Genomic DNA, 14,476 nt, shown 5'->3' on the forward strand with positions numbered 1-14,476 from the left:
TTTGGCGATGGGGATCAGGCCGCCGCGCTGACCTTCTCGACCCAATAGGGGAAGAACGCCGGGCGGCGATTCGACCAGCCGCTGGCGGTCGCGGCGGCTTCGCTGATCGATTGCAGCAGGCCGCGGCGCAGGTCGGGGTGGAGCGTCGGCAGGGCGGCCGCCGCGCAGAAGGCGGAGGGCAGCCACGGGCGTACTTCGGCGCCCAGCAGGCGTTCGTAGAGGAAGCGGAAGGCCGAGAAGGTCGGCAGCCGCCCCTGGCCGAGATCGAACGCGGCCAGCGTCACCAGCGGCGCCATGAACGGCTCGACTGCGCTCAGCGCGCCATCGTCGGGGATGATCGCGCGCAGGTCGGGCAGGCGATCGTACATGCGCGCCTGCGCCCGGATGCTGGCGGCCTCCACCCCGTCGCGCGACCAGCGTTCCATCGCATCGTCGCGATCGAGCCCGACGTCGAGCGCGCGGCGGATATAGCGTTGCGTCGCCGCGCTGAAGCTCGCGAATTCCTTCATCTCGGCGAGCGTCATCGCGCCCTCTGCCGGTTTCGTACGGGAAGCCATAGTCATTACCCCACCCAGTCGAGAACCGGATCATGCGCCCGAGTGGTTAACCCTTCCCTTAACCACTTGCGGCAGCCGGTGTTCTGCAAATCGATCATGGATGTCGCTGCGCCGCAACATGGCTGCGACGAACCGACGTGCGTTTACGAAATGAGCGATTCGACTGCGGCTTTCCGGCCACAGCGCGACGAATCGAGCCAGCGCCGCGACGAGTGCCACGCACGCCAAGGATCGTTTTCACCTCGTCGCCTTAGTCCTGCATCTCGTCGCCACGCGCTTGGTGGCGGCGGCGGGGCTGCTACCCCGTCGTCATCAGGGTTCGAAATCGAGACCGGGGGGTCTGCCTCTTCATGTTCGTACGTTGCTTTTCGGCGCTGGTGGCGCTCGCTCTGTCGGCCACGCTGGCCGCATCGCCCGCCTCGGCCCGCTTCTGGCAGTGCGCCCCCTTCGCCCGCGAAATCTCCGGCGTGAACATCCACGGCAACGCGCTGACCTGGTGGTCGCAGGCCGCCGGCAAGTACGACCGCGGCACGGCGCCGAAGAAGGGCGCGGTGATGTCGTTCGCCGCCACGTCGAAGATGCGCCTCGGTCACGTCGCGATGGTGTCGCAGGTGCTCAGCGACCGCGAAGTCCTGCTGACCCATGCCAACTGGTCGCGCCGCGGCGGCATCGAGAACGACGTCCGCGCGGTCGACGTGTCGGACGCCGGCGACTGGAGCCGCGTGAAGGTCTGGTACGCCGGGTCGATGGGAACCTCCAGCTACCCGGTCAACGGCTTCATCTACGCCGACGGCGCCGCGCCCGAGGACAGCCGCCCGACCAGCTTCACGATGGCCGCCGTCGCCACCGTGCCGGTCGCACCGATCCAGCGCGCTGCCGCCTTCTCGCTCGACCTGAAGTAACCGTCAGAAACTGCGCGGCGTGAAGGTCATCGCGACGCCGTTCATGCAATAACGCTGGCCGGTCGGCTTTGGCCCGTCGTCGAACACATGGCCGAGATGCCCGCCGCAGCGGCGGCAATGCACCTCCACCCGGGTCATCCCCAGCGACCGGTCGGTGGTCGTCGCGACCGCCGCACGCAGCGGCGCCCAGAAGCTCGGCCAGCCGGTGCCGCTCTCGAACTTCGTCTTCGACGTGAACAGCGGCAGCGCACAGCCACGGCAGGCGAATACGCCCGAGCGATGCTCGGCGTTGAGCGGGCTCGAATAGGGGCGCTCGGTCCCCTCCTTGCGCAGCACGTCATAGGCGGCGGCGGGCAGGCGCTTGCGCCACTCCGCATCGCTCAGCGTGACTTCGAACCGCGCGGCGGCGGGGCGGGGCGCGAACAGCGCGATGCCGCCGAGGGTGGCGGTGGCGAGCAGGGTGCGGCGATCGGTCATGACACTGATATAGGCGCGAAATCGCCTGATGGGAGAGGCGTCAGTAGCGGACGAGCTCGACCGGCAGCGCGCGATAGCCGTGGACGAAGCACGCCGCGATCCGATCCGGCGCGCCGGTGACGTGGACGCGCAGCCGCCGCCGCGCCATCTCCTCCAGCAGGATGCCGACCTGCAGTTCCGCCAGCCGCGCGCCGACGCAGCGGTGGATGCCGTGCCCGAACGACAGGTGCCGCCGCGCGTTCGGGCGATCGACGCGGATGGCGTCGGCATCGTCGAACATCGCTTCGTCGCGGTTGGCGGAGATGTACCACAAAGCCAGCTTGTCGCCCGCGCGGATGCGCTGCCCCGCCAGCTCGGTATCCACCGTCGCGGTACGCCGCATATGCGCGAGCGGCGTCTGCCAGCGGATCATCTCCTGCACGGCATTGCCGATCAGTCCCGGATCGGCCTCCAGCTTCGTGCGCTCGTCCGGGAAGCGGTCGAGGCCATAGGCGCAGGCGGTCATGGTGTTGCGGGTCGTGTCGTTGCCGCCGACGATCAGCAGCAGCAGGTTGCCGAGGAATTCCTGCGCGTCCATCGCCGACATGGCGTCCGAATGGATCATCATGCTGATAAGGTCGGGCGCGGGGGGCTGCTTCGCCTTCTCGTTCCACAGCGCGGTGAAGCGCGCGCCGCAGTCGCACAAATGCCCCAGCCGCTCCTCGCGCCGCGCTGGATCGGTCGCGATCTCGATATCGCCCGCCCAGTCGGACCAGTGCGTCAGCTTGCGCCGCTCCTCCCACGGAAAGTCGAACAGCAGCGCGAGCATCCCCGTCGTCAACTCGATCGACACCGTGTCGACCCAGTCGAACGCCGCGCCCAGCGGCAAGGTGTCGAGGAGTTCGGCGGTGCGCGCGCGGATGCTGGTCGACAGGCGCGTCATTTCGCTGGGGCTAAATGCCGGCGCGACGGTGCGGCGCTGTCCGGTGTGGCGGGGGCGGTCCATCGCGATGAACATCGGCAATTTCATGTCGCCCGCCGCCAGATCGGCGACGGTAATCCCGGCCGCCGAAGAATAGAGCTCGGGCAGCGATTCAACCTCCACGATCGCGGCGTGACTGGCGACAGACCAGTATGGACCGAACGCGGAGCTCTCGGTGCGATGCACGCCGGCCCGCGCGCGGATTTCGCGGAACGGCGCATGCCAGCGATCGTCGCGATACAGTTCTGCCCGGCTGACATCGAGCGGATTGACCGCGCCGGCCGTGTCGGTCATCGTCGCCATCGCGCCACTCCTATCCGCTCGACGACGGCAGGATGGCGTAGCTTACACGAATGTCAATTAGTGGCCGCGAGCGCCTGGGTCTTCCGCCTACGCTTCCAGAACGCCGGGCTGCCCGATTGCAGCACGCCGCGCCGGAACAGCCGCGCGCCGATCCATATCGTCGCCGTCACCCACGCCAGCTGCCAGCCGATCGCCAGCAGGTGCGGCCACAGCTCGGGCTTGTTCGCCGCACGTGCCGCCATCGCGAACGGCGAGCTGAACGGAAAGATCTCGGCGAAGCGGGTCAGCGTCGAATCGGGCTGCGATGCCGCCGCCTGCGACAGGCCGAACATCGCCACCTGGAAGATGGTGATGGGCAGCGACAGCATCTGGATCTCGCGCGGGGTCGACGCCTGCGCGCCGATGCCAAGGAACACCGCGCCCAGCAGCAGATAGGCGGTGGTGAAATAGGCAAGGAACAGCGGCCCGAACCACGGCCCCGTCGCCGGCCCGACTTCGGAGAAGGCGCGCGCAAAATTCGCCGGCAGCATCTGCCCGACGTTCAGCACGATCGTTCCCCAGAAGGCGACGAACAGCAGCGCGACGCCGAACATGCCGATCAGCTTGCCGAGGAACACGCTTTCGAGCGGCACCGCCGCGGCGAGGATCTCGATCACCTTGTTCGACCGTTCCTCCGCCATCGTACCGACGGCCTGGCCCGCCAGCATCAGCGTCAGGATGAACAGGCCGAAGACGGTGAAGAATGCCGCCTGGTTGCTTCCGCGCGCGCTGGTGCCAGTACGATCGACGGTGATCGCCTCGATACGCGCATCGGACAGCTTCGTGCCGGCGCCGATCCGCCGGTCGCGGAGCATGTCTTCGGCGAGCTGCGCCAGATAGCGAGCGTGGCGCGCGCTGACGGGGGCGTGCAACACGGTCGGGCGCTCGGACGGGCCGTAAAACACGGCGGTCGCATCGACGCTGCCACCGCTCAGCAGTGCGCGTGCCTGCGCGGCCGGATCGGCGGCGGGCGTCTCGACCAGCAGTTCGGGTGGCGCCTCGCGGTTGCGATACAGCGCGCGGCGTGCCTTGTCGGCGGCGGTCAGCCCGGCGGCATCGGCGCCGGCAGCGATCGCGACGATCCGCGTCTTGTCGGCCGACCGGTCTGCCATCGACGCCGCGCCCATGCCGCCCACCGCGCCGAAGCTTATCATGATAAGCGGCGCGAGCAGGAACAGCAGGAACGTCGGCGTGAACACCGTCGCGATGAAGTCGCGCCGCGCCACCGTCAGCGTCTGGCGCACGATCTTGTTGCCGATCATGCCGCGGCCTCCAGCGCTTCGCGCCCGACGATGCGGACGAAGGCGTCGTGCAGCCGCGCGGGCTCGATCGACAGGCCCGATATGCCGTATCCCGCGTCGATCAGTCTCACCAGCACCGCCTCGATTCCCTCTTCCGGCAGGGTGAAGACCCAGCCCTTGCCCTCCGGCCGCGCATCGGGCGGCAGCAGCGCTGCGATCCCCTCATGCGGATGATGCGGCACATAGCGTGCGGTGACGGGCAGCGTCGCGCGCGCGTCGTCCACCGTGCCTTCGAACCGCGCCTTGCCCCCGGCGATGATGGTCAGCCGGTCGCACAGCCGCTCGGCATGCGCCATCACATGGGTCGAGAACAGGATCGTCGCCCCGCGATCGCGCTGCGCGACGATCAGCGCCTCCAGCCGCTCCTGATTTACGGGATCTAGGCCGGAAAACGGCTCGTCGAGCACCAGCAACTCGGGTTCGTGCACCACCGACCCCAGCAGCTGGACGAACTGCGCCATGCCCTTCGACAGTTTCTTGATCTTGCTGTCGATGGCGTGGCCGAGGCCCGCCTCCTCCATCATCACCCGCGCGCGCTTGCGCCCGACGCGCCAGTCGAGCCCGCGCAGCGCACCCATGAACGCGATCGCCTCGACCGACTTCATGCCGGGATACAGGCCGCGCTCCTCGGGCAGATAGCCGACGTTGTCGCTCGCCTCGCGCGGGTGCGCCCGGCCGAGCAGGCTGCGCGCGCCCTCGTCCGGTTCGATGATGCCGAGCAGCATGCGCAGCGTCGTCGTCTTGCCGGCGCCGTTCGGGCCGAGCACGCCGTAGATGGCGCCGGTCGGCACCGCGATGTCGACACCGTCGACGACGCGGCGGTCGCCGAAGCGCTTGACGAGGCCGCGGGCCTGTACGGCCAGGTGTTCGGTCAAATCCGCAGGTCTCCAGCGCCGACGCCGATATGGAAGCGGGTCTTAAAATGCGCGGGTTCGTGGTAGCGGGCGGCGGTGCAGGAAGACAAGCCGATCGAGGCCGCATTGCGGGAAAAGGCGCTGGAGCTGGGCTTCGCCGCGATCGGCATCGCCCGCGCCGACGCCGCGCCGCGCTCGGCCGAGCGGTTGCGCGCGTGGCTGGCGGACGGCGCGCACGGGTCGATGATCTGGATGGAGGAGCGCGCGCACCACCGCGAACGCCCCGCCGGGCTGTGGCCGGAAGTGCGCAGCGTGATCTCGCTCGGCATGAGCTACGCCCCCGCGCTCGACCCGCTGGCGCTGGCCGATGTGGGGGATCGCGGGCGGATCTCGGTCTATGCGCAAGGGTCCGACTATCACGACGTGGTGAAACGCGCGCTGAAGGCGCTGGGGCGCTGGCTGGTCGAGCGGACGGCCGAGGATATCAAGGTGTTCGTCGACACCGCCCCGGTGATGGAAAAGCCGCTGGCCGAGGCGGCGGGGCTGGGGTGGCAGGGCAAGCACACCAACCTCGTCAGCCGCGATCATGGCAGCTGGCTGTTCCTGGGGGCGATCTACACCACCGCCGATCTGGCGCCCGATACGCCGGGCCGCGACAGTTGCGGCAGCTGCGACGCCTGCCAGCGCGCGTGCCCGACCGATGCCTTTCCGGCACCCTATCGGCTCGATGCCCGGCGCTGCATCTCCTATCTGACGATCGAGCATCGCGGGCCGATCCCGCATACGCTGCGCGCCGGGATCGGCAACCGCATCTATGGTTGCGACGATTGCCTCGCGGTGTGCCCGTGGAACAAGTTCGCGCAGAGCGCCGCTGCCAACCGCGCCTTCCTGCCGCGCGCGGAGGCGGTGGCGCCGCGGCTCGCCGACCTGCTGGCGCTGGACGATGCCAGCTTTCGGCAGGTGTTCGCGGGCTCGCCGATCAAGCGGATCGGGCGGGATCGCATGGTGCGCAATGCGGCGGTGGCGGCGGGGAACAGCGGGGATGCGGGTTTGCTGGAGCCGTTGAAGGCGTTGCTGGGCGATGCCGATGCGGCGGTGGCGGAGGCGGCGGCTTGGGCGCTGGGGCGACTTGATCCTCCCCGGGACGGGGAGGGGGACCGCGACGCGTAGCGGGGTGGTGGAGGGGGCACGCCGCAAGCACTGCGCTGCCGGCTCGCCCCCTCCGTCATCGCTGGCGCGATGCCACCTCCCCGTGCCGGGGAGGATTTGGCTTACCGTCGCGCCCTACTTCCCCCCCTCGCGCCGCGCGAGCGCCGCCACGCAGCTCGCCCGGTCGATCGCGCTGCCGTCGCGCTGGCGGGTGTCGATGTGGGTGACGACCGGTTCGCCCGACCCGTTCTTCGGATAGAGATAGGCGTCGAGCACGCAGATGCGGCTGCCGAACTGCAGCTTGCGCGCGGACCCTTCGGTCACGTCCGCGTCGGCCGCGCCGAACGCCGCCGTCAGCCCGCGCGCCGTCTGCCCGAGCACGCGCTCCAGCCCGGCGGCGCTGTAGGTCTGGCGCGGGATCGGGATCGGCTGGGCGGGGCGGGTGCTTTCGCCGGGGGCGACGCAGGCACCGGTCAGCAGGGCGAGCGCGAGGGCGGGGAGGATCTTCATGCGTTGAGCTTTCGGTGGAACAGATGGGTCGCCATCGCCGCGGCGACGATCGGTGCGATCAGGTTGAGGGCGGGGACCAGCATCAGCCCGGTGCCCGCGGCGCCCAGCGCGAAGCGGGGCAGGCGGGTCTTGCCGCGCCACGCGGGCAGGGCCGGTGCCGCGACGTGCCTTGCCGCGACCATGTCGCCGAGGTCGCGGCCGAGCAGGAACGCGTTGACGAGAAAGAAGCCGATCGCCGGTCCGACCCCGGTGACGATCAGCACGATATAGACGGGTAGTGCGAGCAGGTTGACCAGGATCGTCCGGGCGCCGCCCTTCGCCCCCATCGCCAGCGACCGGGCGAACGGGACGGGGCGGGCGGTCGCCAGCGCCTGCGGATAATGTTTCGTCTCGACCGCGGCGACGATATCGTCGGCGAACAGCCCGACGACGGCGATGGCGACCGCGCGAAAGATCAGCCAGCCGAGCGCCAGACCCGCCAGCACCGCGACCACGCCCGCCGCGCCCGAGGTCGCCTCGCCCGCGCCTAGCCACCGCGCCAGTGCGCGGACTCCGAACCACAGGCCGACGCCGAACGTCGCGAGCAGCGCGATCGTCACCGCCAGCGATCGGCCGAGGACCGACAGGAATGCGCGGTCGCCGAGCTGCGCGATCGACAGGCGAAGGGCGGTGAGCATGCCGTTCCATAGTCGGACTGCGGCGATCCGCGAAGCGCGATTGCGCGGGACGCCGCCGGACCCTAGGGCGCGGCATCTTAGTTTTCAGGAGACTATCGTGAGCGCAACGCATGACGTCGTCGCGATCGGCAATGCCATCGTCGACATCCTCGCCAAGGCCGACGACGCCTTCATCGCTAGCGAGGGCATGACCAAGGGGGGCATGCAGCTGGTGTTCTCGGCCGAAGCGGCGGACGCGCTCTATGCGAAGATGGGGCCGGGCCGCGAAGTGTCGGGCGGATCGGCGGCGAACACCATCGCCGGCCTCGCCGCGATCGGCCACCCCTGCGGTTTCATCGGTCAGGTCGCCGACGACCAGCTGGGCAAGGTCTTCGCGCACGACATCCAGTCGCTGGGCGTCCACTTCGAGACGCCGGCGGCACCCGCCGGTGGCGATCCGACCGCGCGGTGCCTGATCCTCATCACGCCCGACGGCCAGCGGACGATGAACACTTTCCTCGGCGCGGCGCAGTATCTGCCCGAGGCGGCGGTGGACGAGGCGACGATCGCGGGCGGTGCGATCCTGTATCTGGAGGGCTATCTGTGGAACGCCGACCAGTCGCGTGACGCGATGAAGCGGGCGATCGCCGTGGCGCGGGAGGCCGGTCGTCGCGTGGCGCTGACGCTCAGCGACACGTTCGTCGTCGAGGGTCACCGCGACGCGTTCTTCGAACTGATCGACGCCGGCCAGATCGACCTGCTGTTCGCCAATGACTCCGAAGTGAAGTCGATGATGCAGAGCGATGATATCGCCGCCGCCGTCACCGCCCTGTCGGCGCGCGTGCCGCTGCTGGTCTGCACGCACGGTGCGGCGGGGGCCGAGGCGCACTCGGCGGGCGAGCATGCGCGCGTTCCTGCTGAGCCGGTGGCGGAAGTGGTCGATACGACGGGCGCGGGCGACCTGTTCGCCGCGGGCTTCCTCGCCGGCCAGGCACAGGGCCGCGATCTGGAGACGAGCTTGCGGATGGGCGCGATCTGCGCCGCCGAGTGCATCAGTCACATCGGCCCGCGCCCGCTCGCCGACCTGAAGGCGCTGCTGGCGGAGAAGCTTGCCGCCTGAGCGACGACGCTGCGGCTCCAAAAACAAAGGGCCGGGGGATCGCTCCCCCGGCCCTTTTTTGTGCCTGCTGTTCAGGCGATCACGGCTGCTCGCCGACCGGGGCGACGTATTCGCCCATGTCCGGCGCCTCGTCCTGCGGCTCGCCGCGCTGCAGGTTCGAGTTGTGCATGCCATAGACGAAGTACAGCACCACACCAGCCAGCATATACCACAGGAAGAACTTCAGCACCGGCCACGGCACCGTCGTGATGAGGTACGCGCACGACGCGATGCCGAGGATCGGAACGATCGGATACAGCGGGACCGAGAAGCCACGCGGTAGTTCCGGCGCGGCACGGCGCAGGTAGATCACCGACAGACAGACGATCGCGAACGCCGCCAGCGTGCCGACCGACGTCATGTCGCCCAGCACGTTGATGTCGAAGAACCCGGCTGCCACCGCGGTGATGACGCCGACCAGCATCGTGTTGATGTACGGCGTCTTGAACTTCGGGTGGACCGTCGCGAAGACGCGCGGCAGCAGGCCGTCGCGCGCCATGGTGTAGAAGATGCGGGTCTGGCCGTACATCAGCACCAGTACGACCGAGGTGAGGCCGATGATCGCGCCGACCTTGATGATCTTGGCGAGCCAGCTCCACTGGGGACCGAAGGCGTCGACGACGACGGCGACCGGATCGGGCACGTTCAGCGTGTTGTAGGGGACCAGCAACGTCATGATCGCGGCCACCATCATGTAGATGACGGTACAGACGACGAGCGACCCGATGATGCCGAACGGCATGTCGCGCTTGGGATCCTTCGCCTCCTGGCCCGCGGTCGAAACCGCCTCGAACCCGATATAGGCGAAGAACACGATCGACGCGGCGCGCATGATGCCGTCGACCCCGAACTTGCCGTCACCCTGATTTTCCGGGATGAACGGCGTCCAGTTCTTGGCAACCAGATCCGAGAAGTTGGCCAGCACGATCAGGCCACCGACGACGATGAAGGCGACCAGCACGCTGACCTTGATTGCGACGATCGCGTTGTTGACCTTCGCGGATTCCGACACGCCGCGGATCAGCAGCAGCGCGAGCGCGATGCAGATCAGGAAGGCGGGCAGATTGAAGATGGTGGTGACCTGTTGGCCGTTCACCAGCACCGGCACACCCTCGCGCATCAGCGTGTAGCCGGCGGGACCGGTGAACTGCGGCGGTATGGCCAGGCCGAAGTCCGCGAGCAGACTGACGACATAGCCGCCCCAGCCGACCGCGACGACCGATGCCGCAAGGCCATATTCGAGCAGCAGCAGCGCGCCCATGATCCAGGCGACAAATTCGCCGAGCGTGGTGTAGCCGTAGGTGTAGGCCGATCCCGACACGGGCAGCGTCGACGATAGCTCGGCATAGCAGAGGCCGGCAAAAGCGCAGACGATGCCGGCGACGACGAAGCTGAGCAGCACCGCCGGCCCGGCATGGAGTGCGGCGGCGGAGCCGGTACGGACGAAGATGCCCGCGCCGATGATGCAGCCGACGCCGAGCAGCAGCAGGTTCCATTTGCCGAGCGTGCGCTTCAGTTCGCTCGACGCGGTTTCACGCTGGACCTGCGCGATCGACTTGCGCGCGAACATGCGCTCGAACACGCCCCTTTTTGGTGGCATTGTTGCCATCGAATACTCCCCCTCGCCGTTGATTTCGGCGCAAACTGAAAGGCGGGAGCCTAGTCGTTAATCGTCCTTGCGCAATCCCTCATTCGCAGCGCCGGGCGTGCGCTTCGCCGCGTTTCAGCGTGTCAGCATCGGGCCAAGCGGGCGACCGGCAAAGATGTGGACGTGGAGGTGAGGCACCTCTTGTCCACCATCGCCTCCCACGTTGGCAAGCAGGCGATAGCCCGGCTCGACCAGCCCGGCGGCGCGGGCGACGGTGCCCACCGCACGGACGAAGCCGGCGATCTCCGTATCGGGGGCGTTGGTGCTGAAATCGTCCCACGAGACGTAGCGGCTGCGGGGGATGACCAGAATGTGCTGCGGCGCCTGCGGGTTGATGTCGAGGAAGGCGATGGCGTGCGCATCTTCGTACACGCGCTGCGACGGGATCTCGTCGCGCAGGATGCGGGCGAAGAGATTGTCGTCGTCGTAAGGTTGGGTGGCGTCGATCGGCATCGGCTACTCCGTTCGGGCGGCTTTCTCGGCGAGACCGGACAGCCCCTCGCGCCGCACCAGTTCGGCGCGGACGTCGTCGAGGGTCAGGCCGGCGTGGTGGAGCAGCACGGTGAGGTGAAAGATCAGGTCGGTGGCCTCGCCGACCAGCGCGGCGCGGTCGTCGGCGATGGCCGCGATGACGGTTTCGACCGCCTCTTCGCCCACCTTCTGCGCGATTTTGGCGCGGCCCTTGGCAGCGAGCGTCGCCACATAGGAGGTGCCGGGATCGGCGGTCAGCCGTGCGGCGACGGTGGCTTCCAGGGTGGCGAGGGCGTCCATGTCCGCTGCCGCTTGGCGTGGCGCGGGGGGCGAAGTCAATCCTCGCAAGGCTGGTGGAAGTTGTCGGGCGACACGAGCGCCACCACCGCGTGAACCGCGGGAGTGGCGTTCATGTGGTTGCTGTCCGATGTATCGCCCGACGCTTCGGTCCTAGACGCTCAGCGTGAACCCGCGATTAAGCGCGAACCGGAATGCCGGCGGCGGCAAGCGCGGCATGCGCCTCGGCGATCGAGACGTGGCCAAAGTGGAAGATCGAGGCGGCGAGCACGGCGGAGGCATGGCCGCGGACGATGCCGTCGACCAGATCGGCCACCGATCCGACGCCGCCCGACGCCACGACGGGCACGTCCACCTGGTCGGCGATCGTGCGGATCAGGTCGATGTCGTAGCCGTCCTTCGTCCCGTCGCGGTCCATCGAGGTGACGAGCAACTCGCCTGCGCCGAGCCGAGCGAGATTGAGCGCATGATCCACCGCGTCGATGCCGCTCGCGCGACGGCCGCCGTGGGTGAAGACCTCCCAGCGATCCTCGACCCGCCGCGCATCGACCGAGGCGACGACACACTGGCTGCCCATCCGCTCGGCGATATCAGCGACGAGTTCGGGGCGGGCAACGGCGGCGGAGTTGACCGCGACCTTGTCGGCGCCGGCGAGGAGCAGCGCGCGCGCATCGTCGACCGAGCGGACGCCGCCGCCGACCGTCAGCGGCATGAAACACACCTCCGCCGTGCGCCGCACGACATCGACGATGGTGTCGCGCCCCTCATGGCTGGCGCCGATGTCGAGGAAGCAAAGTTCGTCGGCACCCGCCGCGTCATAGGCGCGCGCCTGCTCCACCGGATCGCCCGCGTCGCGCAGGTCGACGAAGTTCACGCCCTTCACGACACGGCCGTTCGAGACGTCGAGACAGGGGATGACGCGTGCGCGGACGGTCATACTTCTCCCTCTCCCCGATCGGGAGAGGGAGAAGTAGAGGCCACCGCGATAGACTCGGCCAGATCGAGGCGCCCGTCGTATAGCGCGCGGCCAGTGATGACGCCTTCGATGCCGGGCTGACCCTTCAGCGCTTGGATGTCCTCGATTCCCGCGACGCCGCCGCTGGCGATGACGGGGATGGCCACCGCTGCGGCCAGGGCCACCGTCGCGTCGACGTTGCAGCCCTTCAGCAGGCCATCGCGGCCGACGTCGGTGAACAGCACCGCGGCGACGCCGGCATCCTCGAACCGGCGGGCGAGGTCGGTGGCGGTCATGTCGGACACGTCGGCCCAGCCCTCGGTCGCGACGAAGCCATCGCGCGCATCGACCGCGACGACGATGCGGCCCGGGAAGTCGCGCGCGGCGCCGCGGACCAGATCGGGGTTCTTCACCGCGGCGGTGCCAATGACGACCCGGGCGACGCCCAGATCGAACCAGCGCTCGATCCCGGCACGGTCGCGGATGCCGCCGCCCAACTGCAGCGTGCCCGGAAAGGCCGAGACGATGCCGCGCACCGCGTCACCATTGATCGACGCACCCGCGAACGCTCCGTCGAGATCGACGACGTGAAGATGGCTTGCGCCCGCATTCGCGAAAGCGCGCGCCTGTGCCGCCGGATCGTCGCCGTAGACGGTGGCGCGGTCCATATCGCCCTCGGCCAGGCGCACGACCTGACCGGCCTTCAGGTCGATCGCGGGAAAGATAATCAAGGCCGCCACTCCAGAAAGCGGGCGAGGAAGGCCAGACCGTAGCCTTGGCTCTTCTCGGGATGGAATTGCACGCCGATCAGGTTGTCGCGGCCGATCGCGGCGGTGACGGTGCCGCCGTGGTCGGTCGTCGCGAGGACATGATCGCCGGTGAAGGCATAGCTGTGCAGGAAATAGGCCTCGCCCTCCGCCAGCAGCGGGTGCGGGGCGGCGGGGCGGACGTCGTTCCAGCCCATGTGCGGCACGCGGATGCCGGGGGCGGGGGCCAGCGGCGCGACCTCCCCCGCGATCCAGCCCAGACCGTCGTGCGTCCCCATCTCAAGCCCGCGCGTCGCCATCAGTTGCATGCCGACGCAGACGCCGAGGAAGGGTACGCCGCCGTCGAGCGCGCGCTCGGTCAGCGCCTCGACCATGCCGGGGATGGCGCGCAGGCCCGCCGCGCAGGCGCCGAACGCGCCGACGCCGGGCAAGACGATGCGGTCGGCGCAGCGAACCACGTCGGGGTCGGCGGTGACCGCGACGTCGGTGGCGCCGGCAGCGGCCAGCGCGTTGCGGACCGATTGCAGGTTGCCCGCGCCATAGTCGATCAGCGCGATACTCATGCCAGCAATGGGGCGATCGCGTCAGCGGTCAGGCTGATGGCGATCTCCGTCACCGCGGCGGTCGCCACGCCGCCAGTCACGAACGGGTCGGTCGCTGCCACCGCCTCGACCGCATCGCGCGTGCCGCGGCTGACGATCACGCCGCCGACGCGCGGCACCTGTCGTCCGGCGAGGAGGAAGACGCCCTCGTCGAAGCCCTTGCGCAGCCAGTCGACATGCGCGGGCATCAGCGCGTCTACTGCGCTCAATTCAGCGGTGTAGGTCAGCGTGATGATGCAGACCGGGGCGGCGTCGACGCGCTTCATGTCACAGCGTCCCCTTGGTCGAGGGAATCGCATCGGCCTTGCGCGGATCGATCTCGATCGCGGTGCGCAGCGCGCGGGCCAGTCCCTTGAACGCAGCCTCGGCGATATGGTGGTTGTTGTCGCCGTACAGCGTGTCGATGTGGAGCGTCAGGCCCGCGGTCTGCGCGAACGAGTGGAAGAAATGCGCGAACATCTCCGTATCCATCTCGCCCAGTCGCTTCTGGGTGAAGGGCAGGCGGCCGACGAACCACGGCCGCCCCGAGATGTCGAGCGCGACGCGGGTCAGCGTCTCGTCCATCGGTGACAAGGCATCGCCGTAGCGGCGGATGCCGCGCTTGTCCGACAGCGCCTGCGCGATCGCCTGCCCCAGCGCGAGGCCGGTGTCCTCGACCGTGTGATGCTGGTCGATATGCAGGTCGCCGACCGTCGTCACGTCGAGGTCGATCAGCGAATGACGCGACAGCTGTTCGAGCATGTGGTCGAAGAAGCCGACGCCGGTCGACACCCGGTAGGCACCGGTCCCGTCGAGGTTCACGGTCACGTCGATCGAGGTTTCGCTCGTCTTGCGGCTGATGGTGGCGGTTCGCATGATGACATGGCGC

At 68.9% G+C, this 14,476-nt stretch carries 18 protein-coding genes; 3 read left to right on the top strand and 15 right to left on the bottom strand.

The window, feature by feature from the left end; translation table 11 throughout:
- Positions 1-14 precede the first annotated feature (14 nt).
- Positions 15-557 (bottom strand): hypothetical protein, encoded by a 543-nt coding sequence (locus ACX40P_RS10500; RefSeq protein WP_459126289.1) that lies wholly within the window; start codon positions 555-557, stop codon positions 15-17.
- A 350-nt stretch (positions 558-907) separates the two neighbouring features.
- Here ACX40P_RS10500 and ACX40P_RS10505 point away from each other — a divergent pair, with 350 nt between their 5' ends.
- Entirely contained in the window at positions 908-1,459 is a 552-nt protein-coding gene (locus tag ACX40P_RS10505; RefSeq protein WP_459126290.1) for a CHAP domain-containing protein, read from the top strand.
- Positions 1,460-1,462: 3 nt separating this feature from the next.
- Here the strand turns inward: ACX40P_RS10505 and msrB are convergent, their stop codons facing one another.
- The 4 genes from msrB to ACX40P_RS10525 are packed head-to-tail and all read right to left on the bottom strand — an operon-like array spanning position 1,463 to position 5,415.
- Positions 1,463-1,936, bottom strand: a complete 474-nt coding sequence (gene msrB, locus ACX40P_RS10510) for a peptide-methionine (R)-S-oxide reductase MsrB (RefSeq protein ID WP_459126291.1) — start codon at positions 1,934-1,936, stop codon at positions 1,463-1,465.
- Between the two features lie 40 nt (positions 1,937-1,976).
- The gene (locus tag ACX40P_RS10515; RefSeq protein ID WP_459126292.1) at positions 1,977-3,200 is read right to left on the bottom strand and encodes a cytochrome P450; all 1,224 of its coding nucleotides are present in this window, start codon (positions 3,198-3,200) and stop codon (positions 1,977-1,979) included.
- Between the two features lie 53 nt (positions 3,201-3,253).
- Positions 3,254-4,501, bottom strand: a complete 1,248-nt coding sequence (locus ACX40P_RS10520) for an ABC transporter permease (protein WP_459126293.1) — start codon at positions 4,499-4,501, stop codon at positions 3,254-3,256.
- The gene (locus ACX40P_RS10525; RefSeq protein WP_459126294.1) at positions 4,498-5,415 is read right to left on the bottom strand and encodes an ABC transporter ATP-binding protein; all 918 of its coding nucleotides are present in this window, start codon (positions 5,413-5,415) and stop codon (positions 4,498-4,500) included. The genes ACX40P_RS10520 and ACX40P_RS10525 overlap by 4 nt, the downstream gene beginning before the upstream one ends.
- Before the next feature lie 75 nt (positions 5,416-5,490).
- On the opposite strand from ACX40P_RS10525, the gene queG reads away from it, so the two are divergent.
- Positions 5,491-6,564: a tRNA epoxyqueuosine(34) reductase QueG gene (gene queG / locus ACX40P_RS10530; RefSeq protein WP_459126295.1), complete on the top strand. Its 1,074-nt coding sequence runs from the start codon at positions 5,491-5,493 to the stop codon at positions 6,562-6,564.
- Between the two features lie 114 nt (positions 6,565-6,678).
- Here the strand turns inward: queG and ACX40P_RS10535 are convergent, their stop codons facing one another.
- Complete coding sequence (locus ACX40P_RS10535; protein WP_459126296.1) at positions 6,679-7,053, bottom strand: hypothetical protein; 375 nt, start codon at positions 7,051-7,053, stop codon at positions 6,679-6,681.
- On the bottom strand, positions 7,050-7,730 hold the full coding sequence (locus ACX40P_RS10540; RefSeq protein ID WP_459126297.1) for an EI24 domain-containing protein: 681 nt from the start codon (positions 7,728-7,730) through the stop codon (positions 7,050-7,052). The genes ACX40P_RS10535 and ACX40P_RS10540 overlap by 4 nt, the downstream gene beginning before the upstream one ends.
- Positions 7,731-7,824: 94 nt before the next feature.
- Between ACX40P_RS10540 and ACX40P_RS10545 the strand changes: the two genes are divergently transcribed.
- Positions 7,825-8,829, top strand: coding sequence for an adenosine kinase (locus ACX40P_RS10545; protein ID WP_459126650.1), 1,005 nt, complete (start codon positions 7,825-7,827; stop codon positions 8,827-8,829).
- 79 nt (positions 8,830-8,908) lie between these two features.
- Here the strand turns inward: ACX40P_RS10545 and ACX40P_RS10550 are convergent, their stop codons facing one another.
- The 8 genes from ACX40P_RS10550 to hisB form a co-directional block, all read right to left on the bottom strand.
- Positions 8,909-10,477, bottom strand: coding sequence for an amino acid permease (locus tag ACX40P_RS10550; RefSeq protein WP_459126298.1), 1,569 nt, complete (start codon positions 10,475-10,477; stop codon positions 8,909-8,911).
- A 114-nt stretch (positions 10,478-10,591) separates the two neighbouring features.
- Complete coding sequence (locus ACX40P_RS10555) at positions 10,592-10,969, bottom strand: HIT domain-containing protein (RefSeq protein WP_459126299.1); 378 nt, start codon at positions 10,967-10,969, stop codon at positions 10,592-10,594.
- A gap of 3 nt (positions 10,970-10,972) precedes the next feature.
- Complete coding sequence (locus tag ACX40P_RS10560; protein ID WP_459126300.1) at positions 10,973-11,287, bottom strand: phosphoribosyl-ATP diphosphatase; 315 nt, start codon at positions 11,285-11,287, stop codon at positions 10,973-10,975.
- Positions 11,288-11,462: 175 nt separating this feature from the next.
- Positions 11,463-12,221 (bottom strand): imidazole glycerol phosphate synthase subunit HisF, encoded by a 759-nt coding sequence (gene hisF, locus ACX40P_RS10565; protein ID WP_459126301.1) that lies wholly within the window; start codon positions 12,219-12,221, stop codon positions 11,463-11,465.
- Positions 12,218-12,979 carry a 1-(5-phosphoribosyl)-5-[(5-phosphoribosylamino)methylideneamino]imidazole-4-carboxamide isomerase gene (gene hisA / locus ACX40P_RS10570; protein WP_459126302.1) on the bottom strand — a complete coding sequence of 254 codons (762 nt, stop codon included), beginning with the start codon at positions 12,977-12,979 and terminating at the stop codon, positions 12,218-12,220. The genes hisF and hisA overlap by 4 nt, the downstream gene beginning before the upstream one ends.
- Entirely contained in the window at positions 12,967-13,569 is a 603-nt protein-coding gene (gene hisH, locus ACX40P_RS10575; RefSeq protein WP_459126303.1) for an imidazole glycerol phosphate synthase subunit HisH, read from the bottom strand. Before hisH ends, hisA begins: the two co-directional genes overlap by 13 nt.
- Positions 13,566-13,874 (bottom strand): YciI family protein, encoded by a 309-nt coding sequence (locus tag ACX40P_RS10580; RefSeq protein ID WP_459126304.1) that lies wholly within the window; start codon positions 13,872-13,874, stop codon positions 13,566-13,568. Before ACX40P_RS10580 ends, hisH begins: the two co-directional genes overlap by 4 nt.
- 1 nt (position 13,875) lies before the next feature.
- Positions 13,876-14,463: an imidazoleglycerol-phosphate dehydratase HisB gene (gene hisB / locus ACX40P_RS10585; protein WP_459126305.1), complete on the bottom strand. Its 588-nt coding sequence runs from the start codon at positions 14,461-14,463 to the stop codon at positions 13,876-13,878.
- Between the last annotated feature and the right edge of the window lie 13 nt (positions 14,464-14,476).

It is taken from the genome of Sphingomonas sp. RS2018 (assembly GCF_054489605.1).

Bases quoted from the DNA above. Each gene is read 5' to 3' on its own strand.
- ACX40P_RS10505 (WP_459126290.1), top strand. From the start codon at position 908: ATGTTCGTACGTTGCTTTTCGGCGCTGGTGGCGCTCGCTCTGTCGGCC.
- ACX40P_RS10540 (WP_459126297.1), bottom strand. From the start codon at position 7,730: ATGCTCACCGCCCTTCGCCTGTCGATCGCGCAGCTCGGCGACCGCGCA.
- ACX40P_RS10550 (WP_459126298.1), bottom strand. From the start codon at position 10,477: ATGGCAACAATGCCACCAAAAAGGGGCGTGTTCGAGCGCATGTTCGCG.
- ACX40P_RS10520 (WP_459126293.1), bottom strand. From the start codon at position 4,501: ATGATCGGCAACAAGATCGTGCGCCAGACGCTGACGGTGGCGCGGCGC.
- hisH (WP_459126303.1), bottom strand. From the start codon at position 13,569: ATGAGTATCGCGCTGATCGACTATGGCGCGGGCAACCTGCAATCGGTC.
- ACX40P_RS10500 (WP_459126289.1), bottom strand. From the start codon at position 557: ATGGCTTCCCGTACGAAACCGGCAGAGGGCGCGATGACGCTCGCCGAG.
- ACX40P_RS10580 (WP_459126304.1), bottom strand. From the start codon at position 13,874: ATGAAGCGCGTCGACGCCGCCCCGGTCTGCATCATCACGCTGACCTAC.
- ACX40P_RS10535 (WP_459126296.1), bottom strand. From the start codon at position 7,053: ATGAAGATCCTCCCCGCCCTCGCGCTCGCCCTGCTGACCGGTGCCTGC.
- ACX40P_RS10560 (WP_459126300.1), bottom strand. From the start codon at position 11,287: ATGGACGCCCTCGCCACCCTGGAAGCCACCGTCGCCGCACGGCTGACC.
- ACX40P_RS10515 (WP_459126292.1), bottom strand. From the start codon at position 3,200: ATGGCGACGATGACCGACACGGCCGGCGCGGTCAATCCGCTCGATGTC.
- hisB (WP_459126305.1), bottom strand. From the start codon at position 14,463: ATGCGAACCGCCACCATCAGCCGCAAGACGAGCGAAACCTCGATCGAC.
- ACX40P_RS10555 (WP_459126299.1), bottom strand. From the start codon at position 10,969: ATGCCGATCGACGCCACCCAACCTTACGACGACGACAATCTCTTCGCC.
- msrB (WP_459126291.1), bottom strand. From the start codon at position 1,936: ATGACCGATCGCCGCACCCTGCTCGCCACCGCCACCCTCGGCGGCATC.
- hisF (WP_459126301.1), bottom strand. From the start codon at position 12,221: ATGACCGTCCGCGCACGCGTCATCCCCTGTCTCGACGTCTCGAACGGC.